This window comes from Serratia sp. CY76391 (assembly GCF_052166695.1).
GTDB classification, from domain to species: domain Bacteria; phylum Pseudomonadota; class Gammaproteobacteria; order Enterobacterales; family Enterobacteriaceae; genus Serratia; species Serratia nematodiphila.
The window spans coordinates 1-23,617 of the sequence record NZ_JBJNOJ010000010.1; the positions used below are offsets into that span (position 1 = coordinate 1).

Genomic DNA, 23,617 nt, shown 5'->3' on the forward strand with positions numbered 1-23,617 from the left:
CGTGCGACCAGGTGGAATCGGCGGTGGCGTGGCAGTACGGCATCGAGCGCAACGACGGCCCGACCACGCTGGTGTTCTCGCGCCAGAACCTGACCCAGCAGCCGCGCAGCGCAGAGCAGTTGGCGAACGTGTACCGCGGCGGCTACGTGCTGAAAGACTGCGCGGGCACGCCGGACGTCATCCTGATCGCCACCGGCTCCGAAGTGGGCATCACGGTGGAAGCGGCGGACAAACTGACCGCGGCGGGCCGCAAGGTGCGCGTGGTGTCGATGCCGTCGACCGACGCGTTCGACAAGCAGGATGCGGCGTACCGCGAGTCGGTGCTGCCGGCGGCGGTGACGGCGCGTGTGGCGGTGGAAGCGGGTATCGCGGACTACTGGTACAAGTACGTGGGGCTGAACGGCGCCATCGTGGGCATGACCACCTTCGGTGAGTCGGCGCCGGCGGAGCAGCTGTTCGCCGAGTTCGGCTTCACCGTGGACAACGTGGTGGCGAAGGCGCAGGCGCTGCTGAAGTAAGCCGCCTGGCGCCAGCCGATAAAAAAGCCGGTCATCATGACCGGCTTTTTTTATTCCATCACCCGATGAATCTGCAAATACTGCAGCAGCATGATGGTCTTGCCGTCTTTAATGCGGCCATCGGCGATCATCGCCACCGCTTCGCTGAACGGCAGTTCGATCACTTCGATATCTTCATCTTCAATGCCGCCGCCGGCCGCGCGCCGCTCATCGTCATGGTATTCGGCGATAAAGAAGTGCACGATCTCGGTCACGCCGCCCGGCGACATGTAGGCTTCGAAGATTTTTTTGACCTCGCCCACCTGAAAACCGGTCTCTTCCACCGCTTCGCGGCGTGCGCACTGCTCCGGCGAATCGGCGTCCAGCAGGCCGGCGCAGGCCTCGAGCAGCATGCCGCTTTCGTTGCCGTTGACATAGGTCGGCATGCGGAACTGGTTGGTCAGCACCACCGTGCCCTTGGCGCGGTTGTACAGCAAAATGGTGGCGCCGTTGCCGCGATCGTAAACCTCGCGCATCTGTTGCACCGAACCGCCGTTTTTGCGTTTCAGATCGAACGTGTACTTGTGCAGCACATACCAGTTGTCCGACAACAGCTCTTTCTTCACATTCTCAATTTTCGACGACATGACCCTTTTTCCTTGAGTTGCAACGTGAAAATCATACCGCGATTACGCTGCGCCGCAGCAGACGATTTGCAACAAAAATCACAACGCCTCTCCGGGCAAACCAGGATTAAAAATACATCGTGGGCAGACGCATAATCTGACAGACGAATCGCATCCGCAAAGACAAATCCTCAGTGGAAACCGAGCTGCGGCTGAACATCGGCGGGCATTTCGCTATTCATTTGATTACACGACGACAATTGTTCCCGTTTTGTTGACAACTTGATACAAATCGCGGTGCAATTTAGTTGCAAAAGTTATAGTTTTGCTTTCGAATGAAACTGGCGCAGCCCTCACCTGAGAGAAAAGGATTCCGTGATTGCTTGTTAAACGTTCCGTGACCGGCAGCCTGGCCAGGGCGCTGTTCGGCATCGTGATACTGTCGGTGCTCGCCACCGGGTTGGCGTTGACGACCGTCGCCGGCAGCCAGAGCGATGCCGAGGCTATCAACATTGCCGGTTCGCTGCGCATGCAAAGCTACCGCCTGGCCTTTGATCTCGATCGACAGAGCCCGGAGCTGGAGCTGCACCTGCAGCAGTACCGGCAATCTTTGCAGGCGCCGGCACTGCAAAAGCTGGCGCGCTTTTACGTCCCGGCCGAGGTGCGCAACCACTATCTGGCGCTGCAACGAACATGGCAAGCGATGGAGCGGCAGATCCGTGACGGGCAAGCGGCCGCCTACCGGGCGGAGGTCGCCGGCTACGTCAACCGCGTCGATCATTTTGTTTCCGCTCTGCAGCGTTATTCCGAGTTGAAACTCACCCTGGTGGCCGCCGTCAGCGTGCTGGGCTACGCCGCCATCATCGGTCTGGTGCTGTTTTGCATCCGCTTTATGCGCCGCCAGGTGGTCATGCCGCTGCAGCATCTGGTCGACGCCAGCCAGCGCGTGCAACAGCGCGACTTTCGCCACCCGCAGCTGGACGTGGCGCTGCCGAACGAGCTCGGCGTGCTGTCGCAAACCTTCAGCGCCATGTCTGACGAGCTGGCCCGGCTCTATCAGTCGCTGGAGCTGAAAGTGCAGGAAAAAACCCAGCGCCTGCAGCAGGCCAACGAAACGCTGGAGGTGCTGTATCGCTGTTCACAGGCGCTGAGCGTGCGCCAGATCGATCAGCAGGCATTCGAGAATGTGCTGCGCATCGTGCGCCAAAGCGAACGACTGCGCTGCATCCGGTTGAACGTGGCGGACGATCATGGCCAGTGGCAACTGAACGAAGGAGAGCCGGGGCCGGCGCAAGCCTGGAGCGCGCTGCCGATCACCCAAGGCGATAAACTGCTGGGTGAATTGCGATGGCAGCCCGAAGCGCAGCCGCCGCATCCTCACCTGATGCAGAGCCTGGCCAACATGCTGGGGCGCGGCGTCTACTTCAACCGGGCGCAAAAGCAGCACCAATATCTGCTGTTGATGGAAGAACGTGGGACCATCGCCCGCGAGCTGCACGATTCGTTGGCGCAGACGCTGTCGTTCCTGCGCATCCAGCTGACGCTGCTCCGGCGCGCCGCCGACGATCCGGCGGCGCAGACGATTATCGACGATTTCGATCGCACGCTGGCCGATGCCTATCGCCAGCTGAGAGAATTACTGGCCACCTTCCGCCTCAACATTCAGGAGGCGGATCTGAATGCCGCGCTGGAGCAACTGCTGCAGCCATTAAAGGCGCTAACCACCGCGCGGATTCAGTTACACTGTCGGCTGCCCTCGCAGGCGCTCAACGCCCAGCAGCAGGTGCACGCGCTGCAGATCGTGCGCGAGGCGGTGCTCAATGCCGTCAAGCACGCAGGAGCGAGCGAGATCGCGGTGTGTTGCGAGGTCAACGCCGCAGGCGACAACGTATTCAGCATTACCGACGACGGTTGCGGCATCGCCAGTCTGGAAGAACCGGAAGGGCATTACGGCTTGACCATCATGAGCGAACGCGCGGCGCGACTGGGAGGAACGCTGCGCATCCGGCGCAGAAGCCGCGGCGGCACGGCGGTCTGCCTGACATTCTCGCCCTGACCTTGCGGCTGTTCACTCTGCGTTACGGTTGCCGCCGGGCAGAAGGCCGCCCGGAGAGGTTTGCGGTGCAGAATGCCGCTATTTTTGAAGAGACAGTCCCACTGTGAAGCACGCCTCCGGGCGCGTTTGAGTGGCTTTACTTGCTACAGGGAGCATATTTCATGGTGATGAAGCAATATCGAGTCATGATCGTTGACGATCATCCGTTGATGCGGCGCGGCATCAAACAACTGCTGGGACTGGATGCGCGATTTGGCGTGGTGGCAGAGGCCGGCAACGGCAGCGAGGCGGTTGCGCTGGCGCTGCAGCACGCGCCGGACGTGATCTTGTTGGATCTGAACATGAAGGGCATGTCCGGGCTGGATACGCTGCGGGCTCTGCGCGACGAAGGCGTGGACGCACGCATCATCGTGCTGACGGTCTCCGACGCGCGCAGCGATCTGTATGCGCTGATCGACGCCGGCGCCGACGGCTATCTGCTGAAAGACAGTGAACCGGAGCAGCTGCTGGAACACATCAGCGCCGCCGCCGAGGGGCAAAACGTGATCAGCGACGCCATGGCCGACTATTTGCTGGCGCGCAGCGAGCAGCGCGATCCCTTCACCGCCTTGACCGAACGCGAACTGGACGTCTTGCAAGAGGTGGCGCGCGGCCTGTCCAACAAACAGGTGGCGGCGCAATTGCATATCTCTGAAGAAACCGTGAAGGTGCACATCCGCAACATACTGCGCAAGCTGGACGTGCGTTCTCGCGTGGCGGCGACGGTGATGTACCTGGAGTACAAAAGCCACTGATCGCCCCGCCCCGGCCAATACGCCGGGGCCGCTTACTCGATGGCGCTGAGCAGCGCCTGATGGTGCTGATGCACCCAACTCTTGTTGAACGGCCCCCAGCTTTCCAACTGATAAAAACCGTCGTTGTTGCGCACGCCCTGCTGCACGAACTGCAGCTCGACGCCCATGCCGGGCAGCGCCTTCAGCACATCCTGCAACGTGCGGCGCGGCCAGCCGGTCAGCGCCATCAACCGCGGCACATTGGGCCGCTCACTGTGGCTGATCAGCCAGCATAAATAAAGCCGACGGGCAAATACCGGGTTAATTCCCATGCCAAGCTCCTGCTGTAAGGTGGATCCAGTTTTTATTTTTCGGCTCCCTGCGGCGAAGAAATGCGCAAGGCCTTTGATAGTAATAAAAATGTCTTAATAGCGTACAATTACCAACGCCGGGGCACCCACGCCGTTTCCCGCTACCGTTATTTACACTATCTCCTTTTTTTCTCCACGCTTTCCTCGACTATCCCGAGTAAAGTGCAATAGCGCCGGAATCCTTCCCTGCCGCTGAAATGCATATTTCCGATGCGTTTTAAAGATAGAACAAGTCATAACGAGGTTCGCGCTGCATGGCCAATTTTTTTATTGATCGCCCGATTTTCGCCTGGGTGCTGGCAATTATTCTTTGCCTGACCGGGGCATTGGCGATTTTTTCTTTACCGGTAGAACAATACCCGAATTTGGCGCCGCCGAACGTGCGCATCAGCGCAACTTACCCAGGCGCCTCGGCGCAAACGCTGGAAAACACCGTCACGCAGATCATTGAACAGAATATGACCGGCCTCGACAACATGATGTATATGTCGTCGCAGAGCACCAATACCGGCCAGGCGACCGTCACGCTGACGTTCGAAGCCGGCACCGATCCCAACGAGGCGATGCAGCAGGTGCAAAACCAGCTGCAGGCGGCGATCAAACGTCTGCCGCAGGCGGTGCAGAATCAGGGGGTCACGGTCTCGAAATCCGGCGACACCACGCTGATGATGGTGGCGTTCGTCTCCACCGACAACAGCATGGACAAGCAGGACATCGCCGATTACATCGTCTCCAACTTGCAGGATCCGCTCAGCCGCATCAACGGCGTCGGCAGCATGGACGTGTATGGCTCACAATACGCCATGCGCATCTGGCTCGATCCCAACAAGCTCAACAGCTACCAGCTCACGACCCAGGACGTGGTCAAGGCCATTCAATCCCAGAACGCCCAGGTGGCGGTCGGCCAGTTGGGCGGCACGCCGTCGGTCGATAAACAGGCACTGAACGCCACCATCAACGCCCAGTCGCAGCTCCAGACGCCGGAACAGTTCCGCCAGATCACCCTGCGGGTCAATCAGGACGGTTCGCTGGTGACGCTGGGCAACGTCGCCACCGTTGAGTTGGGCGGCGAGAACTACAACTACCTCAGCCGCTACAACGGCATGCAGGCCGCCGGCATGAACATCAAGCTGGCCTCCGGCGCCAACGAACTGCAGACCGACCAGTTGGTGAAGGACAAGATCGCCGAGCTGTCACAATACTTCCCACACGGGCTGGAGGCCAAAGTAGCCTATGAAACCACCCCGTTCGTCAAAGCCTCGATCAAGGACGTGGTGAAAACGCTGCTGGAGGCCATCCTGCTGGTGTTCCTGGTGATGTATCTGTTCCTGCAGAACTTCCGCGCCACGCTGATCCCCACCATCGCCGTGCCGGTGGTGCTGATGGGCACCTTCGCCATCCTCTCCGCCTGCGGCTTCAGCATCAACACCCTCACCATGTTCGCCATGGTGCTGGCGATCGGCCTGCTGGTGGACGACGCCATCGTGGTGGTGGAGAACGTCGAGCGCGTGATGAGCGAGGAAGGCTTGCCGCCGCGAGAGGCCACGCGCAAATCCATGGGGCAGATCCAGAGCGCGCTGGTCGGCATCGCTCTTGTGCTGTCGGCGGTGTTCGTGCCGATGGCGTTCTTCGGCGGCACCACCGGCGCCATCTATCGCCAGTTCTCCATCACCATCGTCTCCGCCATGGTGCTGTCGGTGCTGGTGGCGATGATCCTGACCCCGGCCCTGTGCGCGACACTGCTTAAACCGATCGCCAAAGGGCACCATCACGGCAAGCGCGGCTTCTTCGGCTGGTTCAACCGCATGTTCAACCGCAATGCCGATCGCTATGAGCGCGGCGTGGGGCGCATTCTGCACGCCAGCGGCCGCTACATGGTGATTTATCTGCTGTTGCTCGGCGGCATGGCGCTGCTGTTCATCAAGCTGCCGACCTCGTTCCTGCCGCAGGAAGACCGCGGCATCTTCACCGTACAGGTGCAGTTGCCGGCGGGCTCGACCCTGCAGCAAACCTCCAAAGTGGTGGAAAAGGTCGAGCGGTACTTCCTCACCGAAGAGAAACAGGACGTTTTGTCGGTGTTCGCCATCATCGGCTCCGGGCCCGGCGGCAACGGCCAAAACGTAGCGCGCCTGTTCGTGCGGCTGAAAGACTGGGATCTGCGCACCTCGGGCGCCAACAGCTCGTTCGACATCATCGATCGCGCCACGCTGGCATTCAACAAGATTAACGAAGCCCGGGTGATCGCCAGCAGCCCGCCGGCGATCACCGGTCTCGGCAACTCCTCCGGCTTCGACATGGAGTTGGAAGACCACGCCGGGCTCGGCCACGCCAAACTGATGGCGGCGCGCGATCAGCTGCTGCAGCTGGCGGCGCAAAACCCGCTGCTGTCGCGCGTGCGCCACAACGGCCTTGACGACAGCCCGCAGCTGCAAATCGATATCGATCAGCGCAAGGCTCAGGCGCTGGGCGTATCGATCGACGACATCAACAATACCCTCTCCACCGCCTGGGGCTCGACCTACGTCAACGACTTCGTCGACCGCGGGCGGGTGAAAAAAGTCTACGTGCAGGCCGCGGCGCCGTTCCGCATGCTGCCTGATGACATCAACAAATGGTATGTGCGCAACAGCGCGGGCGGCATGGTGCCGTTCTCGGCCTTCGCCAGCTCGCACTGGGAGTACGGTTCGCCGCGGCTGGAGCGCTATAACGGCAGTTCGGCGCTGGAGATCGTCGGCGAGGCGGCCAACGGCGTCAGCACCGGCACCGCCATGGCGGAAATGGAAAAACTGGTCAGCCAACTGCCGACCGGTTTCGGGCTGGAATGGACGGCGATGTCCTATCAGGAACGGCTGTCCGGCTCGCAGGCGCCGGCGCTGTACGCCATTTCGCTGCTGGTGGTGTTCCTGTGCCTGGCGGCGCTGTACGAGAGCTGGTCGATACCGTTCTCGGTGATGCTGGTGGTGCCGCTGGGGGTGATCGGCGCGGTCGCCGCCACCTGGCTGCGCGGCCTGGAGAACGACGTCTATTTCCAGGTCGGTCTATTGACCATCATTGGGCTGTCGGCGAAAAACGCCATTCTGATCGTCGAGTTCGCCAATGAGCTGAACCATAAAGGGCAGGATCTGATGTCGGCAACGCTCGACGCGTCCCGCATGCGCCTGCGGCCGATCCTGATGACCTCGCTGGCGTTCATCTTCGGCGTGCTGCCGATGGCTACCAGCAGCGGCGCCGGTTCCGGCAGCCAGCATGCGGTCGGCACCGGGGTAATGGGCGGCATGATTTCCGCCACCCTGCTGGCAATTTTCTTCGTGCCATTGTTCTTTGTGCTGGTTCGCCGCCGTTTCCCGGGTAAAGCGCATCCGGCCACCACGACAACAGCCGCCGGCGAGTGACCGACGGCGCATAAAAAAGCAGCGTCGGGTTACCGATGCTGCTTTATTTCGAACGAAAATCTCGTTCCCAAGGTGTTTCAGTGACTTTCCAATGACTCAACCTTGCCATCTGCTTCAACGCTGTGTCAGTTGCCCAACATCTCATCAATGAAGTCTTTCCAGTTTCCTAATTCACGATCAACCATAATACTTTACAACCTCAATTATTTGACGAAGCGGATTCTACGCCTGTTTTTTGACCATGTGAAGGAAAACGGGAACGATGCCGGGCTCGGAAACCGGGCTTAGCGCACATTTTCGTATTTATCTGATCAATGTTCAGTGCAGCTATTCCCTTGTGATATCAATTTCTCCACGATAGCGTGTAAAAGGTATAAGAATACGCCAACGGAGTGTCGATCATGTCCAGCTCTTTGTCTCTCTCGCAGTTAAAAACGCAGGGCCGCTATCAGGAAGCCACTGCGCTGGCGTTACGGCAGCTGGCGGCGGAGCCGGAAGCGGCAACGCTGCACTTTCAGCTGGCCTGCCTGTATGACGTACAGGGCCTGGAGCAACAGGCCATTCCCTGTTACCTCGCGGCGCTGGCTCGCGATTTGCCGCCCGCCCAACGCCGCGAGGCCTGGCTGGGTCTCGGCAGCACCTACCGCGCCCTGGGAGAATATTCGGCGTCGTTACGGGCTTTCGACGACGGCCTGGCCGAGTTCCCGCAGGCCAACGAGCTGATGCTGTTTCGCGCCATGGCGCTGTACAACCTGGGTGAAAATAAACGGGCCGTGACCGATCTGTTGCTGCTGCTGGCGGAAACCTCGTCAGACCCCGACATCCTCGGTTATCAACGCGCCATTCGGCACTATGCCGCCGATCTCAGTCTTATCGGTTAGAGGAAAACGATGGAAATTATCACCGACCCGAGCCGCCGCGCCATCGACTGGCAGCGGCTGTGTGAATTGCTGGAGGCCGCCGGGCTGGGCAAGCGCGATCCGCACACCTTGCGGCGCGTTTACCAACACAGCCAGTTTTGCTATTGGGGGTTTATCGGCGACGAGTTGATCGCCACTGCACATGCCATCAGCGATCTGACATCGGTCGCCTACCTGGCGGACGTGGCAATCGATCCGCGCTTTCAGGGACAAGGGCTGGGGCGCAGGTTGATGGATCGGGTGATGCAAGATCTGGCGCCGCTCGGCAAGATTTTCATCTATTCCGTGCCGGAAAAGCTCGCCTTCTATAAAAAGTACGGCTTTCACGATTTGACCACCGGCATGGTGTTCGCAGAAGGGGATGCTCTGCAGCGTTTGCAACGGGGGGGCTACGTGCGTTAATCGCGCATTACAACGTTCGGCTGATAAAAATACGGCGGCAAATGCCCCGCAGAATTGCTGCCGCTGTCAGGATCTTTCACCACGGCCGACGATTGTCGTAGCCGATATATTCATCGTTAACGCGATCCAATCCGTCCACAAGACAAGACGCTATTTCCGACGTGATCTTATCGGAAATTTCGATCCGGCATTCTTTCATGCCGTTCCCCCGTATAAATCCTCCCCACTTGCACAACGCACGCAGCTTAAAACATCGCATTTTTTTGATTAAGATTTATCTTTGCCATTAATTTGGCGCGCGCCATGAGATTGTCCCAGCACACTCTTTAAACTGCGTTAAAAATAAGCGACGCCCCTCGCTAAAAAGCAAGAAATATCTTAATTATTAATTCATTAGCATCCTCTTCCTCACAAAAGAGATCGATATTAACGATCGAATATTTTATTTTGATAGCCATTTTCTATGTTAATTCCTTTTAATAACCGGAGTATTAATAGAGGATTTCTATTCTATCCCTCTTTCTTCACTGGGCAGCTCGATTAAAAACCAAATTTACTCTTTATAAATCATGCTAGTATATGGGGCTTTCCTGATTGTCCACCGCAGGATAGCGTTCTTTCCCTGCGGCGCCCAATAAGTTCAATGTGAAATTATTTAGATTGTTTCTTTTTTTATGTTTTAAGATAGCCATCCTCACCGGGAAATAAAAAGTAAAGGATTATAATAAAATGGAAATTGATATTTTCAGCGCGTGTGCTTATACCACCGTCGGCATCCGACAACTCATTAACCAAACCTGGGCGGAAAAACGCGCGGCGGCCGGCTTTAGCCGCAGAAGGGTCTGCTTTATCGATGTCACCATCGCCAACTTTGAAGCGCGTTACCGCGATGAATATGCCAACCCCAATACCTACAAAATAATCATTATCACCGACTGTCTGCATGAGATGGTGATTGTCGACAATAAGACCATTATATTATCAAACCTTATATCATTGAGCCGCTTCAGCCATCTGATCGGCGACTTATATAAGCGTTACAGTCACTATACCGAGCCGCCGCAACTCTCTCAGCGCGAATCGCATTTTCTCTCGGAGTGGTCGACGGGAAAATCGCTGGCCGACATCAGCAATGCCATGAATATCAGAAATAAAACCGCCAATCATTACAAATCACGAATCATGAAAAAACTCGGCACCAGCAGGATAAAACCGCTGTTGCATATTACCCGCGTACGGTGTTTGACCGAGCGTTTAAACATAAGAATCAATAAAGATTAGTTCTCTCTCCCCCGCGCCGCATTGGCGGCAGAACGCGTTCGCCGGCGTCTTTTAACAGCCCCGCCGGCGAAGATCGCCGTTTCATCAATTTGCCAACCTCTCTCCCTGGCGCCCAATCGTCTCTCGCGCGCATCGTTGTCTGGATCTCGCCGCCGCTTTACTGGCATTATCTCTGCTATCGCCGGGCGGCGAGAAGGCCTAAGACCGCGCCCGCCGCTCAGTATCGACTCGACGAGACAGGTAGCTTTACGCCATGGCAAATAAACCGCAACAGACAACGCTGACGATGTACGGCATCAAAAACTGCGACACCATCAAAAAAGCCCGCCGCTGGCTGGAAGATCAGGGCATAGCCTATCATTTTCACGACTACCGCGCCGACGGCCTGACCGAACAGCAACTGCGCGGTTTCGTCGCGCAACTGGGTTGGGAGCCGCTGCTCAATACCCGCGGCACCACCTGGCGCAAGCTGGATGAAGCGCAGCGCAACGCCTGTGATAACGCCGACGCCGCCATCGCGCTGATGCTGGCGCAGCCGGCAATCATTAAACGTCCGCTGCTGGACGACGGCAACGGCCACGCTCTGCTCGGTTTCAACGCCGACGCTTACCAACAATTTATCGCCGAGGTTGCCGTATGACTTGCCCGGTTATCGAACTGGCCCAGCAGTTGATCAAGCGCCCTTCCCTCAGCCCGAATGACGAAGGCTGCCAGCAGCTGATGATCGACCGTTTGCAGGCGATCGGCTTCACCGTCGAAGCCATGGACTTCGAAGACACCCAAAACTTCTGGGCCTGGCGCGGCGAAGGGCAAACTCTGGCGTTTGCCGGGCACACCGACGTGGTGCCGACCGGCGATGAAAAACGCTGGGACAACCCGCCGTTTGAACCGGCAATCCGCGACGGCATGCTGTATGGCCGCGGCGCGGCGGACATGAAGGGCTCGTTGGCCGCGATGGTGGTGGCCGCGGAACGCTTTGTCGCCGCCAACCCGAATCACCGGGGCCGCCTGGCATTTCTGATCACTTCGGATGAAGAAGCCAGCGCCACCCACGGCACGGTTAAAGTGGTCGAAGCGCTGATGGCGCGCAACGAGCGGCTGGATTACTGCCTGGTCGGCGAGCCGTCCAGCACCGAACGCGTCGGCGACGTGGTGAAAAACGGCCGTCGCGGCTCCATCACCGCCAACCTGCATATCCACGGCGTACAGGGGCACGTCGCCTATCCGCATCTGGCAGACAACCCGGTGCACCGCGCCATGCCGGCGCTGAATGAACTGGTGGCGATCGAATGGGATCGCGGCAACGAGTTCTTCCCGCCGACCAGCATGCAGATCGCCAACGTGCAGGCCGGCACCGGCAGCAACAACGTGATCCCGGGCGATCTCTACGTGCAGTTCAACTTCCGGTTCAGCACCGAACTCACCGACGCGATGATCAAGCAGCGCGTGGAAGAGCTGCTGGAACGCCACCAGTTGAATTACAGCATCGAATGGCGGCTATCCGGTCAACCGTTCCTCACCTCGCGCGGCGCGCTGGTGGATGCGGTGGTCAACGCCGTCGAGCACTATTCTGAATTGACGCCGCAGCTGCTGACCACCGGCGGCACCTCCGACGGCCGCTTCATCGCGCAGATGGGCGCGCAGGTGGTGGAACTGGGGCCGGTCAACGCCACCATCCACAAGGTCAACGAATGTGTCAACGCCGCGGATCTGCAGCTGCTGAGCCGCATGTATCAACGCATCATGGAGCAATTGGTCGCATGATCACCGCAGAAATGCTCACCGGCCGTTCGACCGAACACCTGGCGCCGCTGAGCGGCAACCATCGGCTGCAGCCGCAGGCGGTCAATGCCTTCCTGACGATGCAGCAGGCCGCGCGTGAAGCCGGATTCGATCTCCAGCCCGCCAGCACCTTCCGCGACTTCGACCGCCAGTTGGCGATTTGGAATGGCAAATTCTGCGGCCAGCGGCCAGTATTAGATAAGGACAGTCAACCGATCGACGTCGCGCCGCTGTCCGCCGCCGAGCGCTGTGAGGCGATCCTGCGCTGGTCAGCCCTGCCTGGCGCCAGCCGCCATCACTGGGGCAGCGATTTGGACGTGTACGATCCGTCGCTGTTGCCGGAAGGGCAAAAGCTGCAGCTGGAGCCGTGGGAATATGAAGAAGGCGGTTACTTTGCGCCACTCAACCAGTGGCTGACGGCGCATATGGCCGAGTTCGGTTTCTATCGCCCCTTTACCGAAGACAGCGGCGGCGTGGCGGTGGAGCCGTGGCATCTGAGCTACCGGCCGCTGGCGCAAGAGGCTGAACATTTGCTGACCCCGGCGCTGTTGCTGGCGGCCTGGCAAGACAAGGAGGTCGCCGGTGTCGAATGGCTCGAACGCCATCTGCCCTCGATTTTTTCGCGTTTTATACGCAGTGAAGGAAAGGAGTAGCTATGCAATGGTTAGCTGATTACTGGTGGATTATTCTGCTGGTTCTGGTGGGGATGGTCGTCAGCGGTATCAAGGAACTGCGCCGCGTCGACGTGAAAAGCTATCTGGCCAACAAGCCGGAGATACCGCCGCACCGCGACAACAACGCCCAGTGGGATGACGAAGACGACTGGCCGAAAAAGAAATGACATCAGGGCGCTCATCGGCGCCCTGAATTTTTAGCGAAAGGCGATCAGCTCGCCGCGCTTGCCGGACAATGCCTCGTCCCAGTAGCGCTGAGGCACGTAATAATGCAGCCTTTCCAGCGCGGCGTTCATCATGCCCTGGTTGATCGCATGTCCGACGTTTTCCTCCACGTCCAGCGTGAAATCGGCGCCGCCGGCCCGTAACGCTTCTGCCGCCGCATGAGCATGTTGCACCGCGATCACCGCGTCCTCTTCACCGTGGATCAAATGCACCACGCTGTCGCCGAAAGCCTGCTCAGGCAGTTGCGCGAAACGCCCGCTGAACGCGACCACGCGCCCGGCCAGCCGGGTTTCCGCTTTTAACGCCTCAAGCGCCATGATCGCCCCCTGCGAGAACCCCACCAGAGCAGTGCCGGCATAGCCCACGCCGCTCAGCTGCTGCCAATGACGCACCACGGCCACAAACTGCGGCATCACGTCTGCGATGCGGGCCGCGCGGTTCTCTTCGGTCACGTCCTGCACCGAAAACCACTGGCGCCCGGCGCCGTTGCCAAACGCTTCGGGGCCACCGATGCTCACCACCTGGGCCTGAGGAAAGTCTTTGGCGAAGTAACTGCCGATCTCCCCCATTGCCACCGGGTTATCGCCGACACCGTGAAACAGCAAGATCAGCTGCGCCGCCGGGGTCGCCGGGCTTTGGACAACGAAATGCTCATGTTTCATCGATGACTCCTTAATAGTAACCAAACCTGGTGCGGCGACAGTCGCCGCCGCACCGCTGACAGTGACTATACGCCGTTGAGAAATCGGGAAAATCGGGTTTTATTGAGCGAGTTATTCAATTTATTGCAACGACTGCGCCCAGTCGCGCCAATAGCGGCAGTGTTGCGCATTCAACTGTTCCAGCGCCTGCGCCGTTTCGTGCCGCCAGTGGCGCAGCAAGGCTTTCTGGCCGCTTACGCCCGCCTGCTCCACGCAGGCCGCCGGGGATTGCCGCCGTTGCAGATGGCCGCGCAGCGCGGGCAGAGGCAGACTGCTGGCCAACAGCAAACGCTGCAATGCCCCCAGGCTGGCCTCCAGCGGCCGATGGGCGAAAGCGAACCCGGCCAGTTCGCGCCAGTCCTCTTCGCCGAGCGACGTGTCGCCGTCATCGCCCGGGATCGCCAGCACGAGTTCGATGCGCTGCCGAAGCCAGGGCCAGTCGCGCGCCAGGTGCTTGTGCGCCGCGTGCCGCAGCGCCTCCCCTTGCTCGCTCAGGGGCAAGATCGCCATCGCGGTATAGCAGCCGCTGCTGGCCTCCGGCTTGCTGCCGATGCGCACCAGCTCGAAACCGCAGGATTGCCAAAAGCGCCACAGCGGCTCGGTATAGCCGAAGCTGACCGACAGGAAATCCAGCCCTTGCGCCTGACGACGTTGCCGCTCGACCAGCTGACGCGCGATACCCTGCCGCCGCAGCGTCGGCAGCGTCGCGATGCGGGTAATGCGCCGTGACCGCAGCGTCGGCGCCCACCACTGGCCGCCATGCGCCGCCAGCGACTGCGCCACCAGGTTGCCGCGCGGCCGGCGGCGGCCGGCCCACACGTCGTGCGCCAACTCGGCGCTCAACCCGCCTTCGTCCGCCAGCCACACGGCACCGACCACCTCCTGTCCGGCCTGCGCCAGCCCGAAATGCATGCCGGGCGCGTCCATCAGCCGGCGTAAGTCCAGCGGCGAGGTGCGGTAATGCGCGCTGCTCAGCAGAGCATAGAAACGCGCCAGCCGCTGCGGATCGGCGCACAGTTCACGCTGCTCCGCCTGGCTGTAATCGATCGCCTGGCCATCCACCGGCCAGGCGGGCAGCTCGTTGAACAACAGCGCATTGTCCGTGACCCGTTCCAACGCATCGCCCTGCGCCCAGCGCATCGGCTGTTGCAGACTCAACGCCTGATAGGACGGCAGCCCGGCGCAAAACTTCAGCAGAAAACCGCGGCCGGTGCCTTCATAGCCCTGCACCGTGGTGGTCAGCAACACGCGCGGGAAATAGCCGATCAGCTGTTGCAACAGCGGCGCGGGGATCGCCGCCGCTTCATCCACCAGCAGCCAGCCCACGTCACTGACGTCCCCCTCCCGGCACTGCGCCAGCAAGGCATCGGGCGCCCAAAACTGTGCGCGCCCCTGCGCCCATTCCCCGGCCACCTCTGTGGCGGCGCGGCTCGGCCCGGTGATCCAGCAGGTCAGCGGCGACTGCGCCATCAGCATGCCAGCCAGCGTCGATTTGCCGCGGCCGCGGGCGGCGGTCAGCACCCACACGCCGGACTCGGCCTGCAGCAGCGCCGTCAAGATCGCCTGTTGTTCCTCGGTCGGCCCGCCATCCGGCGGCTGCCAACCCTCACGCGCCGGCAGCGCGGCCAGCGTCAGGGGCTCATCCTGCCGCCAGACAGTCACTTCGCTGTCGTCGGCCAAATGCTGCTGCAGATGATGAATGAAATGCGGCGTGGTGATCGGCTGCGGACAATCGCTCCAGCGCAGGCTGTCGCCGTCCGGCAACTGAGGCCATTGCCGCCAGGGCGGCGTCAACAGCAGCAGCCAGCTGCCTGCGCGCAATGCGCCGCACAGCGCCGCCAACGCCTCCACGTCCAGCGAGTGACCGGCATCGAACACCGCGTGCAGCCGCTCCTGCCCCAGCAATTGGCGCACCGCGCGGCTCGGCAAAGCCGTCAGGCCGGGCGGCGGGTTTTCCCCCACCCACGGCCAGTCGCCCGGCAGCGTCGCCGCCAGCCGCTGCGCCTGTTCGCGGCACCACTCGGGTTCACCGCTGAGCACCAGCAGGCGCCGGATGCCCTGCCGCCGCATGAGTTGTTGCGCTGCCTGTAGCATAAGGCTGTATCTCAATCCGAAAAAAATGCCGGAGTCAGGCTCCGGCACTTGAGGCGTTAACGGGATGCAAAGGTGTTGCAGGTATTGGGATCGCCGCTGTCGAAGCCCTGTTTAAACCAGGTGTAGCGCTGCTGCGAAGTGCCGTGGGTGAAACTGTCCGGCACAACGCGGCCCTGGCTCTGCTGCTGCAACCGGTCGTCGCCAATCGCCTGCGCGGCATTCAGCGCCGCCTGCAGGTCGCCCTCTTCCAACATCTGCTGCTTCTCGGCGTATTTGCCCCACACGCCGGCGAAGCAGTCCGCCTGCAGCTCCATTTTCACCGACAGGCGGTTCACTTCCGCCTGGCTGGCGCCTTGCTGCATCTGGCGCACCTTCGGCTCGATGCCCAGCAGGTTCTGCACGTGGTGGCCGACTTCGTGCGCCACCACATAGGCCTGAGCGAAATCACCGCCGGCGCCCAGCTTGGTCTTCATGTCCTGATAGAAAGACAGATCGATATACACCGTTCTGTCGCCCGGGCAGTAGAACGGCCCCATCGCCGCCTGACCGGTGCCGCAGCTGGTGCGCGTTACGCCACGATACATCACCAGCTTCGGCGGTTGATAGGTTTTGCCCATGCGCTGGAAAATCTCTTTCCAGTTATCCTCGGTCGAAGCCAGCACCACTGAGGTGAATTTGGCCAGCTCATCGTCTTTCGGACTGATGTTGGCGCTCTGTTGTTGACCCTGCGGTGCGACGTTACCGCCGTTCAACAGCGGCGACAGATCGATGCCGTAATAACCGGCCACCAGCACCACCACCAGAATGACGATGCCGCCCTTGCCACCCACCGGCACGCGGAAACCGCCGCCACCGCCGCCCAAACCTGAAGACTGCCCGCGACGATCCTCAACATTGTCACTTTCCCGACGCCCTTGCCAACGCATAAATACACTCCAGATATTTCCCCTGCTCGTTGAAGTTGCGCCGCGATCGTAAGCGCAAAGGCAGCTTCAAGCCTGAGTGGGATAGGTTTTAGTCATCTCACATCCATCATTATAAATGGTCTGCCGCGGAGGAAATGTAGAAATTTTCTGGAAAAACGCAGAATAGCGGGACGATCCGGCCGGATCGCCCCGAATGGCTGTGCCGACGCTTAGTCGAGTTTCACGCCGATGCGGCGCGCCACTTCTTCGTAGGCTTCGATCAGGCCGCCCAGGCTTTGACGGAAACGGTCTTTGTCCATCTTGTCCAGGGTGTTTTTGTCCCACAGGCGGCTGCCGTCCGGCGAGAACTCATCGCCCAGCACTACTTCACCGTTGAACAGACCGAACTCCAGTTTGAAGTCGACCAGGATCAGGCCGGCGTCGTCGAACAGCTGGGTCAACACGTCGTTGGCGCGGTAGCTCAGCTCGCGCATGCGCGCCAGATGCTCTTTGCTCACCCAGCCAAAGGTTTCGCAGTAGGATTCGTTCACCATCGGATCGTGCATGGCGTCGTTTTTCAGGAACAGATCGAACAGCGGCGGGTTCAGCACCAGGCCTTCTTCAATGCCCAGACGCTTCACCAGCGAACCGGCGGCGCGGTTGCGGATCACGCATTCCACCGGCACCATGTCCAATTTCTTCACCAGCACTTCGTTGTCGGACAGCAGACGCTCCATCTGGGTCGGGATGCCGGCTTCTTCCAGCTTGCTCATGATGAAATGGTTAAACTTGTTGTTCACCATGCCTTTGCGATCGAACTGCTCAATGCGCTGACCATCCAGTGCTGACGTATCGTTGCGGAACTCCAACACCAACAGATCGGGATTCTCGGTGGTGTAAACGGTTTTTGCCTTTCCGCGATACAGCTCAGCTAGCTTTTGCATCTTACTTACTCCAGTGATGTATCCCCGTTGTCTCCCGAGCGCGGCCCGAAATTAGGGGGTATAGAATTGACCTAATGAATTCTTTGGCGTGCCGGACACTATTGTGCCAAACCTGCGACGCAAACGATACCGTATAGACAAAACAAAAAGGGGCCGAAGCCCCTTTTTGATTAGTTAACGCTGGTTTTGCTGAAGGCTGACTGGAATGCCGCCACCAGTGCGTCGTTTTTCGACTGGGTGAGCGGTTTGCCTTTCGGATCGATGAATTGCAGGCTGGTGCGGTTGTTGAGATCGCCGACCTGCAGTTTGTAATCGCCTTCCGTCAGTTCAGGATCCTTGACGCCCAACGCATCCCAATCGCTGCTGCTCAGGGACTTGTAGGTCACGGCGACGGTACCCTGCGGACGGCTGCGGTCACCCACTTTCATCCCCAGTTTTTCGAGCGCCGGCGGCAGGCGATCCCACACGACGGTGTACGGGCCGCGCACCACCAGCATCGGCAGGCCGGTATCATCGGCACCGCTCTGCACGTCCAGCGCGCCGAAGCGGCTGGCCGTCTGGGAGCTCGCCAGGTTATCCTGCTTGTCCAGGCCTTCGATCAGGGTGTTGATCATCATGCCGTTGTAGCGCTGGATCTCAGACTGATCGGTCACCTGTTCGGTCTTGCCCTGCTGCTGCAGGCCAACGCTTTTCACCACCAGCGCCTGCTGATAGCCCTGCTGCTGCACGCTGATCTGATAACGGCCTTCGTACTGGTTGTCTTCGTCCAGACGGTTCCACTTCACCCAGTCGGTGGTCAGGGTCTGACCGGCGTCCTGACGGGAAGCGATCGCGATGTTCTTCGCCTGCAGCAGGCTGACCACGCGCGACCACAGGTTCTGGTTCTGCGGGCTGTTTTCCAGCAGCAGCGTGCCGCTGTCGCCGGCGTATTGCGCGCGTGAACCGCTCAGCAGCGCCAACGGCTGCACCGGCGGACGAATGTCCAGCTGCTTGCCGACGTTGCCTTGCACCGTTGTGGCCGGCACGTCATAGTTGCCGCTCTGCACCGGCAGGATCATGCCGGACGGCGCGTTCAGCGCCTTGAGCGGAGCCGCGTCGAGGTAGGCCTCGTCGCCGCTGACCTGGCGCTTGTAGCGCTGATCGCTGCTGCAGGCTGCCAGCATCATCACCAATGAGATGCCCACTACTTTTGCTACCGTCGACTTTTGCAATGAATAAGCCATCAAATTTCCCTTAGAGTTACAGCAAACCGACGCTTTTCAGCGCGCGCTCCACCACCGGGCGGGCGGCTTCGCTCAACGGCGTCATCGGCAGACGCAGCGTATCGGTTGCCATCAATCCCAACGCCTTACAGGCCCACTTCACCGGAATTGGGTTTGCTTCTACAAATAGATCCTGATGCAACGGCATCAAGCGCTGATTTAAGCGGCGCGCTTCGGCAAATTTGCCCTGCGCCGCCAGCGCGCAAAGTTGCGCCATCTCGCGCGCGGCCACGTTGGCCGTCACGGAAATCACCCCTTTGCCGCCCAGTTGCATGAAGTCCAGCCCGCTGGCGTCGTCGCCGCTCAGCAAAATGAAATCTTCATCGTCAACCAGCACTTGGATCTGACTAACGCGACTTAAGTTCCCCGTCGCTTCTTTTACAGCAACAATATTCTTGATTTTCGCCAGCCGAGCGATGGTCGGCGGCAGCATGTCGCAGCCGGTGCGCGAAGGCACGTTATACAGGATCTGCGGCAGTTCGGTGCTCTCGGCGATCGCCTTGAAGTGCTGATACAGCCCTTCCTGCGTCGGCTTATTGTAGTACGGCGTTACCGTCAGGCAGCCCACCACGCCGGTGTTGGCGAAGCGGGTGGTGAGCGCGATGGCTTCGGCGGTGGCGTTGGCGCCGGTGCCGGCGATCACCGGAATGCGGCCGTCGGCCAACTCCAGCGTCTGCAGCACCACGTCAACGTGCTCGTCATGGGCAAGCGTTGCGGACTCGCCGGTGGTCCCTACGGAAACGATCGCCGCGGTGCCACTGGCTACATGATAATCGATCAATTTTTTCAGGCTCGCGCGATCGACAGCACCTTTGTCGTCCATCGGCGTAACCAGTGCAACAATACTTCCCGTAAACATTGGCCGTCCCCTCCACAAACAAGTCACTCATGGTACTTTTGCTGCCTATCCAAAAGCAAGCGCACAACCGCGTTGTAAGCGCTTGGCAGGCGGTTTTTTTTATGTTTACCATGGTAACCCCATTAAGCACGACAGGAAGCGCTATTTTGCCTCAGTCAGACGAACACTATCTCGTGATTACCGCGCTCGGCGCCGACCGCCCCGGAATCGTCAATACCATCACCCGCCACGTCAGCAGTTGCGGATGCAATATCGAAGATAGCCGTCTGGCCATGCTGGGAGAGGAGTTCACGTTCATCATGCTGCTGTCCGGCAGTTGGAACGCCATCACCCTGATCGAATCCACCCTGCCGCAAAAAGGCGCGGAGCTGGATCTGCTGATCGTGATGAAGCGCACAAACTCGCACGAAAGGCCGCCGATGCCGGCCACGGTGTGGGTGCAGGTGGAAGTGAAGGACTCGCCGCACATCATCGAACGCTTTACCGATTTGTTCGACTCCAGCCAGATGAATATCGCCGAACTGGTCTCGCGCACACAGCCGGCGGACGGCGACCTGCCGCCGCAGCTGTATATCCAAATTACCGCCCACAGCTCCGGCGATCGGGACGCCTCAAATATTGAGCAAGCCTTCCATCGCCTATGTACAGAATTGAACGCGCAAGGCAGTATTAGCGTGGTGAACTATCCACAGCATGACGAGAAAGATGGAGAGTAGTGATGAGCCCATTGAAAGCCGGTGACACAGCGCCGAAATTTAGTTTGCCTGACCAGGACGGTGAGGAAATTAATTTGGCCGACTTCCAGGGACAGCGAGTATTGGTCTATTTCTATCCGAAGGCGATGACGCCGGGCTGCACCGTGCAAGCCTGCGGCCTGCGGGACAACATGGACGAATTAAAAAAGGTCGGCGTCGAAGTGCTGGGCATCAGCACCGACAAACCGGAAAAACTGTCGCGCTTCGCCGAAAAGGAGCTGCTCAACTTCACGCTGTTGTCTGATGAAGATCATCAGGTGTCACAACAGTTTGGCGTGTGGGGCGAGAAAACCTTCATGGGCAAGACCTACGACGGCATTCACCGCATCAGCTTCCTGATCGATGCCAACGGCAAGATTGAAAAAGTGTTTGATGATTTCAAAACCACCAATCACCACGACATCGTTCTGAACTACCTGCAACAGTAATTCTCACGAAGCGCAGCGGCCTGCTGCGCTTCGTTTCTTCCCTGTCAGTCAGCCTTGTCTTCCACCTCGACCCGCAGTTCATCCGGCCAGGCATGGATCACCGCCTTCACCAGCGTCGCCAGCGGTATGGCAAAAAATACGCCCCAAAAGCCCCACATCCCGCCGAACACGATCACCGACAGGATAATCACCAGCGGATGCAGGTTGACCGCTTCGGAGAACAAAATGGGCACCAACAGGTTGCCGTCCAGCCCCTGCACCACCAGATAGGCGACGATCAGCGTCCAGAAATCGGCGCCGACGCCCCACTGGAACAGCGCCACCACCACCACCGGTATGGTGACCAGCACCGCGCCGATGTAGGGGATCAGCACCGAGAACCCCACCAGCACCGCCAGCAGCAGCGAGTAGCGCATATCCAGCATGGCAAACACCAGGTAAGTCGCCACGCCGACAATCACCATCTCCAGCACTTTGCCGCGAATGTAGTTGGTGATCTGCTGATTCATCTCGTTCCAGACCTGCCCCGCCAGGCCGCGATTGCGCGGCAGCACGCGGCGCACCGCGTTCAGCAGCTGTTCTTTGTCCTTCAGCAGGAAGAACATCATCATCGGCACCAGGATCAGATAGATAGCCAACGTCAGCAGGCCGACCAGCGACGCCAGCGAGAATTTCACCACCGATTCGCCCATGCCGGACAACCGGCTGCGCAGGTTTTCCGCCATCATGTCGATGATGCCGGCATCCACCAGCGCCGGATAACGCTTCGGCAGTGTCGCGGCGAAGTTATAGAACTGATTGAGCATGCCCGGCAGATCGCTCATCAGATTGATGCCCTGCTGCCAGGCGGTCGGCGCGACGACGAACACCAGCAGCATGGCGACGCCCGCGAACACCAGCAGCATGATGCTCGCCGCCCAGGTGCGCGAACAGCCGATGCGCTGCAGGCGCGCGGTCGGCCACTCGAGCAGATACGCCAGCACGATGGCAACCAGCAACGGGGTCAGAATGCCGTGCAAAAAATAGAGAATAAGGAACCCGACAACCAGGATCACCAGCAGCGCGATGGCCTGAGGATCGGTGAAGCGGCGGCGGTACCACTGTAATAACATCTCCAGCATCAGAGCGGGCTCCTTGAGATTTGGCGGGCGGGCATGGCGATTCCTGTGATGGGCCTGATTAAAGCATAGATAGAACGGGCGCACGCGGGATGTGCAAAGCACTCAGAGTACTCAAAGTTCGCCATACATCAACAGCGATTTGGCTGATTTTATCGCGCGGGCAGGCGATCGACGCAAAAGTCCGCAGACGCGGCGACTGGCTCGATGGGCGGCCCCGAACGGGGCCGCGGAAGATTACAGCGAAGTAGCGATAGAAAGGGGCGAACCGACCGCCAATGCGAACAACAACACACAGCCAATCGCGATCGCCGCCGCCAGATCATTTTTCATTGTCCCGTCCCCTGATGCTTAAACTGGTTATCGTCACGAACTCTGTCGGTTCTACGTTCACGGCCTTTTCCGATGCACGTCATTAAAAACCCCCGCCTAAGCGGGGGAGAAAACGTTCTGGTGCATCAAGTGTTACAAGGAGGTCATGAGGGATTGCTAACCCTAAATGACTATTTCAAGCTAGGATTATTCCCAGAACATGGCAAGCGATCGCGTCGAGGTTATCCGCACTTTGAGATAAACCTCATAAAAAAATCCCGCACGGCAGCGGGATGAAGGGATGATAACGTCATGAATTTTTTATGCGGACAATGAGGCGGTATTGTCGTCATTTGGCGACAATACCGCGCCGGCACGGTGGTCACAAGGGAAATTTGGCCGCGGTGAGGAAATCAGAATTTCGCCAATGCCCGCGATCGTGCGCCCGTCAGCATCAACGAAAAAATGGGATTTTCGTCAGACAGCCACCGGGAAAAAACCGGTAGCATGGCCGATATAATCCCAAATGCCGTAGGGGGAAAAATGAACAGCAAACCGTGTGAATTTGATGAAGCCATCTGTCTGGCGATCGGGCGTGGCGTTTGTGAAGTCGTCAAGATAGGAGATGAAATCAGCATATTCTCCCTGCTGGAAGCCATCGAGAGCTTCATCGAACGGCAGGCGCTCAGCGAAAGCGAAATCGCGGCGGCGGACGACGCGCTGGATTTGATCACCGGTTTGGTCCGCCGCCAGTAGCGATGCGTTAACGAAAAGAAAAGGAATAGCATGACCATACCTTCCCCACTTGTCTGGCAGCGTGCGGACTATCTCGTCAGCACCGATCCCGCCCTGCTGGATCTCGATGCCATTCACGCTTTTCTGACCCGTTCCTCATGGGCGGAGGGAATCGATAAAGAAACCGTCCGCCAGTCCCTCACCCACAGCTTGTGTTTCGGTTTGTATCACGAGACCAGGCAGATCGGTTTCGCCCGGCTGGTCACCGATTACGCCACTTTCGGCTATCTGTGCGACGTGTACGTGCTGGAGACGCATCAAAAAAGCGGGCTGGGTCTGTGGCTGGCGGAATGCTGCCAGGCCCATCCGCTGATGGCGACGCTGAGGCGAGTCATGCTGGTCACCAGCACCGCCCCCTGGCTCTATGAGAAAGTGGGCTATTCGGCCATCAACCGCCCCGACTTTGTCTGGCAGATCGCCCGGCCGGACATCTACCGACGGTAAT

General features: G+C 59.4%; 25 protein-coding genes. 15 read left to right on the forward strand and 10 right to left on the reverse strand.

Going from position 1 to position 23,617, the window contains the following annotated elements:
- The coding region (locus ACJ8PN_RS18435) for a transketolase-like TK C-terminal-containing protein (RefSeq protein ID WP_326838283.1) at positions 1-518 on the forward strand (518 nt) is incomplete at its 5' end.
- Between the two features lie 50 nt (positions 519-568).
- Here ACJ8PN_RS18435 and nudK read toward each other — a convergent pair.
- Positions 569-1,144, reverse strand: coding sequence for a GDP-mannose pyrophosphatase NudK (nudK, locus tag ACJ8PN_RS18440; protein ID WP_019453874.1), 576 nt, complete (start codon positions 1,142-1,144; stop codon positions 569-571).
- Between the two features lie 358 nt (positions 1,145-1,502).
- Here nudK and narQ point away from each other — a divergent pair, with 358 nt between their 5' ends.
- Both narQ and ACJ8PN_RS18450 read left to right on the forward strand, forming a co-directional pair.
- Positions 1,503-3,179, forward strand: coding sequence for a nitrate/nitrite two-component system sensor histidine kinase NarQ (gene narQ / locus ACJ8PN_RS18445; protein WP_442535141.1), 1,677 nt, complete (start codon positions 1,503-1,505; stop codon positions 3,177-3,179).
- A gap of 161 nt (positions 3,180-3,340) precedes the next feature.
- The gene (locus ACJ8PN_RS18450; protein ID WP_004941753.1) at positions 3,341-3,973 is read left to right on the forward strand and encodes a response regulator; all 633 of its coding nucleotides are present in this window, start codon (positions 3,341-3,343) and stop codon (positions 3,971-3,973) included.
- Positions 3,974-4,005: 32 nt separating this feature from the next.
- On the opposite strand, the gene ACJ8PN_RS18455 is transcribed toward ACJ8PN_RS18450, so the two are convergent.
- A complete protein-coding gene (locus ACJ8PN_RS18455) occupies positions 4,006-4,284 on the reverse strand; it encodes a winged helix-turn-helix domain-containing protein (protein WP_004941750.1) in 279 nt (92 codons plus the stop codon).
- Positions 4,285-4,577: 293 nt separating this feature from the next.
- Here ACJ8PN_RS18455 and acrD point away from each other — a divergent pair, with 293 nt between their 5' ends.
- The gene (gene acrD, locus ACJ8PN_RS18460; protein ID WP_351110171.1) at positions 4,578-7,715 is read left to right on the forward strand and encodes a multidrug efflux RND transporter permease AcrD; all 3,138 of its coding nucleotides are present in this window, start codon (positions 4,578-4,580) and stop codon (positions 7,713-7,715) included.
- A gap of 125 nt (positions 7,716-7,840) precedes the next feature.
- On the opposite strand, the gene ypfM is transcribed toward acrD, so the two are convergent.
- Positions 7,841-7,900 (reverse strand): protein YpfM, encoded by a 60-nt coding sequence (gene ypfM / locus ACJ8PN_RS18465; protein ID WP_100396732.1) that lies wholly within the window; start codon positions 7,898-7,900, stop codon positions 7,841-7,843.
- A gap of 216 nt (positions 7,901-8,116) precedes the next feature.
- Between ypfM and ACJ8PN_RS18470 the strand changes: the two genes are divergently transcribed.
- The 7 genes from ACJ8PN_RS18470 (at position 8,117) to ACJ8PN_RS18500 (ending at position 12,941) form a co-directional block, all read left to right on the forward strand.
- Complete coding sequence (locus tag ACJ8PN_RS18470; RefSeq protein WP_442535142.1) at positions 8,117-8,596, forward strand: tetratricopeptide repeat protein; 480 nt, start codon at positions 8,117-8,119, stop codon at positions 8,594-8,596.
- 9 nt (positions 8,597-8,605) lie between these two features.
- A complete protein-coding gene (locus ACJ8PN_RS18475) occupies positions 8,606-9,037 on the forward strand; it encodes a GNAT family N-acetyltransferase (protein ID WP_351110175.1) in 432 nt (143 codons plus the stop codon).
- Positions 9,038-9,766: 729 nt separating this feature from the next.
- Complete coding sequence (locus tag ACJ8PN_RS18480; protein WP_171454516.1) at positions 9,767-10,318, forward strand: LuxR C-terminal-related transcriptional regulator; 552 nt, start codon at positions 9,767-9,769, stop codon at positions 10,316-10,318.
- Positions 10,319-10,571: 253 nt separating this feature from the next.
- Positions 10,572-10,958, forward strand: coding sequence for an ArsC family reductase (locus ACJ8PN_RS18485; protein WP_004941730.1), 387 nt, complete (start codon positions 10,572-10,574; stop codon positions 10,956-10,958).
- On the forward strand, positions 10,955-12,082 hold the full coding sequence (dapE, locus tag ACJ8PN_RS18490; protein ID WP_025303823.1) for a succinyl-diaminopimelate desuccinylase: 1,128 nt from the start codon (positions 10,955-10,957) through the stop codon (positions 12,080-12,082). The genes ACJ8PN_RS18485 and dapE overlap by 4 nt, the downstream gene beginning before the upstream one ends.
- Complete coding sequence (locus ACJ8PN_RS18495) at positions 12,079-12,753, forward strand: M15 family metallopeptidase (RefSeq protein ID WP_171454517.1); 675 nt, start codon at positions 12,079-12,081, stop codon at positions 12,751-12,753. Before dapE ends, ACJ8PN_RS18495 begins: the two co-directional genes overlap by 4 nt.
- 2 nt (positions 12,754-12,755) lie before the next feature.
- Positions 12,756-12,941 (forward strand): YpfN family protein, encoded by a 186-nt coding sequence (locus tag ACJ8PN_RS18500; protein ID WP_004941720.1) that lies wholly within the window; start codon positions 12,756-12,758, stop codon positions 12,939-12,941.
- A 30-nt stretch (positions 12,942-12,971) separates the two neighbouring features.
- Here ACJ8PN_RS18500 and ypfH read toward each other — a convergent pair whose 3' ends face one another.
- The 6 genes from ypfH to dapA form a co-directional block, all read right to left on the reverse strand.
- Complete coding sequence (gene ypfH, locus ACJ8PN_RS18505; protein ID WP_070914511.1) at positions 12,972-13,661, reverse strand: esterase; 690 nt, start codon at positions 13,659-13,661, stop codon at positions 12,972-12,974.
- Positions 13,662-13,781: 120 nt separating this feature from the next.
- Positions 13,782-15,794: a tRNA(Met) cytidine acetyltransferase TmcA gene (locus tag ACJ8PN_RS18510; protein WP_351110180.1), complete on the reverse strand. Its 2,013-nt coding sequence runs from the start codon at positions 15,792-15,794 to the stop codon at positions 13,782-13,784.
- A 56-nt stretch (positions 15,795-15,850) separates the two neighbouring features.
- Positions 15,851-16,720 (reverse strand): KPN_02809 family neutral zinc metallopeptidase, encoded by an 870-nt coding sequence (ypfJ, locus tag ACJ8PN_RS18515; RefSeq protein ID WP_033632407.1) that lies wholly within the window; start codon positions 16,718-16,720, stop codon positions 15,851-15,853.
- Positions 16,721-16,929: 209 nt separating this feature from the next.
- The gene (purC, locus tag ACJ8PN_RS18520; protein WP_004941708.1) at positions 16,930-17,643 is read right to left on the reverse strand and encodes a phosphoribosylaminoimidazolesuccinocarboxamide synthase; all 714 of its coding nucleotides are present in this window, start codon (positions 17,641-17,643) and stop codon (positions 16,930-16,932) included.
- 170 nt (positions 17,644-17,813) lie between these two features.
- Positions 17,814-18,866 (reverse strand): outer membrane protein assembly factor BamC, encoded by a 1,053-nt coding sequence (gene bamC, locus ACJ8PN_RS18525; RefSeq protein WP_015378707.1) that lies wholly within the window; start codon positions 18,864-18,866, stop codon positions 17,814-17,816.
- Between the two features lie 16 nt (positions 18,867-18,882).
- A complete protein-coding gene (gene dapA, locus ACJ8PN_RS18530; protein WP_029988781.1) occupies positions 18,883-19,764 on the reverse strand; it encodes a 4-hydroxy-tetrahydrodipicolinate synthase in 882 nt (293 codons plus the stop codon).
- 110 nt (positions 19,765-19,874) lie between these two features.
- Between dapA and ACJ8PN_RS18535 the strand changes: the two genes are divergently transcribed.
- Complete coding sequence (locus ACJ8PN_RS18535; protein WP_369783268.1) at positions 19,875-20,480, forward strand: glycine cleavage system transcriptional repressor; 606 nt, start codon at positions 19,875-19,877, stop codon at positions 20,478-20,480.
- A gap of 2 nt (positions 20,481-20,482) precedes the next feature.
- Entirely contained in the window at positions 20,483-20,947 is a 465-nt protein-coding gene (gene bcp, locus ACJ8PN_RS18540) for a thioredoxin-dependent thiol peroxidase (RefSeq protein WP_015378709.1), read from the forward strand.
- A gap of 44 nt (positions 20,948-20,991) precedes the next feature.
- Here the strand turns inward: bcp and ACJ8PN_RS18545 are convergent, their stop codons facing one another.
- Positions 20,992-22,068 (reverse strand): AI-2E family transporter, encoded by a 1,077-nt coding sequence (locus ACJ8PN_RS18545; RefSeq protein ID WP_442535143.1) that lies wholly within the window; start codon positions 22,066-22,068, stop codon positions 20,992-20,994.
- An 852-nt stretch (positions 22,069-22,920) separates the two neighbouring features.
- Between ACJ8PN_RS18545 and ACJ8PN_RS18550 the strand changes: the two genes are divergently transcribed.
- A complete protein-coding gene (locus ACJ8PN_RS18550; RefSeq protein WP_171454521.1) occupies positions 22,921-23,133 on the forward strand; it encodes a hypothetical protein in 213 nt (70 codons plus the stop codon).
- A 30-nt stretch (positions 23,134-23,163) separates the two neighbouring features.
- Complete coding sequence (locus ACJ8PN_RS18555; RefSeq protein ID WP_351110183.1) at positions 23,164-23,616, forward strand: GNAT family N-acetyltransferase; 453 nt, start codon at positions 23,164-23,166, stop codon at positions 23,614-23,616.
- Position 23,617: the final 1 nt, after the last annotated feature.

What these genes read in the sequence shown, in the direction of transcription:
- nudK (WP_019453874.1), bottom strand. Translation starts at nt 1,144, where the DNA reads ATGTCGTCGAAAATTGAGAATGTGAAGAAAGAGCTGTTGTCGGACAAC.
- ACJ8PN_RS18450 (WP_004941753.1), top strand. Translation starts at nt 3,341, where the DNA reads ATGGTGATGAAGCAATATCGAGTCATGATCGTTGACGATCATCCGTTG.
- ACJ8PN_RS18455 (WP_004941750.1), bottom strand. Translation starts at nt 4,284, where the DNA reads ATGGGAATTAACCCGGTATTTGCCCGTCGGCTTTATTTATGCTGGCTG.
- acrD (WP_351110171.1), top strand. Translation starts at nt 4,578, where the DNA reads ATGGCCAATTTTTTTATTGATCGCCCGATTTTCGCCTGGGTGCTGGCA.
- ACJ8PN_RS18470 (WP_442535142.1), top strand. Translation starts at nt 8,117, where the DNA reads ATGTCCAGCTCTTTGTCTCTCTCGCAGTTAAAAACGCAGGGCCGCTAT.
- ACJ8PN_RS18475 (WP_351110175.1), top strand. Translation starts at nt 8,606, where the DNA reads ATGGAAATTATCACCGACCCGAGCCGCCGCGCCATCGACTGGCAGCGG.
- ACJ8PN_RS18480 (WP_171454516.1), top strand. Translation starts at nt 9,767, where the DNA reads ATGGAAATTGATATTTTCAGCGCGTGTGCTTATACCACCGTCGGCATC.
- ACJ8PN_RS18485 (WP_004941730.1), top strand. Translation starts at nt 10,572, where the DNA reads ATGGCAAATAAACCGCAACAGACAACGCTGACGATGTACGGCATCAAA.
- dapE (WP_025303823.1), top strand. Translation starts at nt 10,955, where the DNA reads ATGACTTGCCCGGTTATCGAACTGGCCCAGCAGTTGATCAAGCGCCCT.
- ACJ8PN_RS18495 (WP_171454517.1), top strand. Translation starts at nt 12,079, where the DNA reads ATGATCACCGCAGAAATGCTCACCGGCCGTTCGACCGAACACCTGGCG.
- ACJ8PN_RS18500 (WP_004941720.1), top strand. Translation starts at nt 12,756, where the DNA reads ATGCAATGGTTAGCTGATTACTGGTGGATTATTCTGCTGGTTCTGGTG.
- ypfH (WP_070914511.1), bottom strand. Translation starts at nt 13,661, where the DNA reads ATGAAACATGAGCATTTCGTTGTCCAAAGCCCGGCGACCCCGGCGGCG.
- ACJ8PN_RS18510 (WP_351110180.1), bottom strand. Translation starts at nt 15,794, where the DNA reads ATGCTACAGGCAGCGCAACAACTCATGCGGCGGCAGGGCATCCGGCGC.
- ypfJ (WP_033632407.1), bottom strand. Translation starts at nt 16,720, where the DNA reads ATGCGTTGGCAAGGGCGTCGGGAAAGTGACAATGTTGAGGATCGTCGC.
- purC (WP_004941708.1), bottom strand. Translation starts at nt 17,643, where the DNA reads ATGCAAAAGCTAGCTGAGCTGTATCGCGGAAAGGCAAAAACCGTTTAC.
- bamC (WP_015378707.1), bottom strand. Translation starts at nt 18,866, where the DNA reads ATGGCTTATTCATTGCAAAAGTCGACGGTAGCAAAAGTAGTGGGCATC.
- dapA (WP_029988781.1), bottom strand. Translation starts at nt 19,764, where the DNA reads ATGTTTACGGGAAGTATTGTTGCACTGGTTACGCCGATGGACGACAAA.
- ACJ8PN_RS18535 (WP_369783268.1), top strand. Translation starts at nt 19,875, where the DNA reads ATGGTAACCCCATTAAGCACGACAGGAAGCGCTATTTTGCCTCAGTCA.
- bcp (WP_015378709.1), top strand. Translation starts at nt 20,483, where the DNA reads ATGAGCCCATTGAAAGCCGGTGACACAGCGCCGAAATTTAGTTTGCCT.
- ACJ8PN_RS18545 (WP_442535143.1), bottom strand. Translation starts at nt 22,068, where the DNA reads ATGCTGGAGATGTTATTACAGTGGTACCGCCGCCGCTTCACCGATCCT.
- ACJ8PN_RS18550 (WP_171454521.1), top strand. Translation starts at nt 22,921, where the DNA reads ATGAACAGCAAACCGTGTGAATTTGATGAAGCCATCTGTCTGGCGATC.
- ACJ8PN_RS18555 (WP_351110183.1), top strand. Translation starts at nt 23,164, where the DNA reads ATGACCATACCTTCCCCACTTGTCTGGCAGCGTGCGGACTATCTCGTC.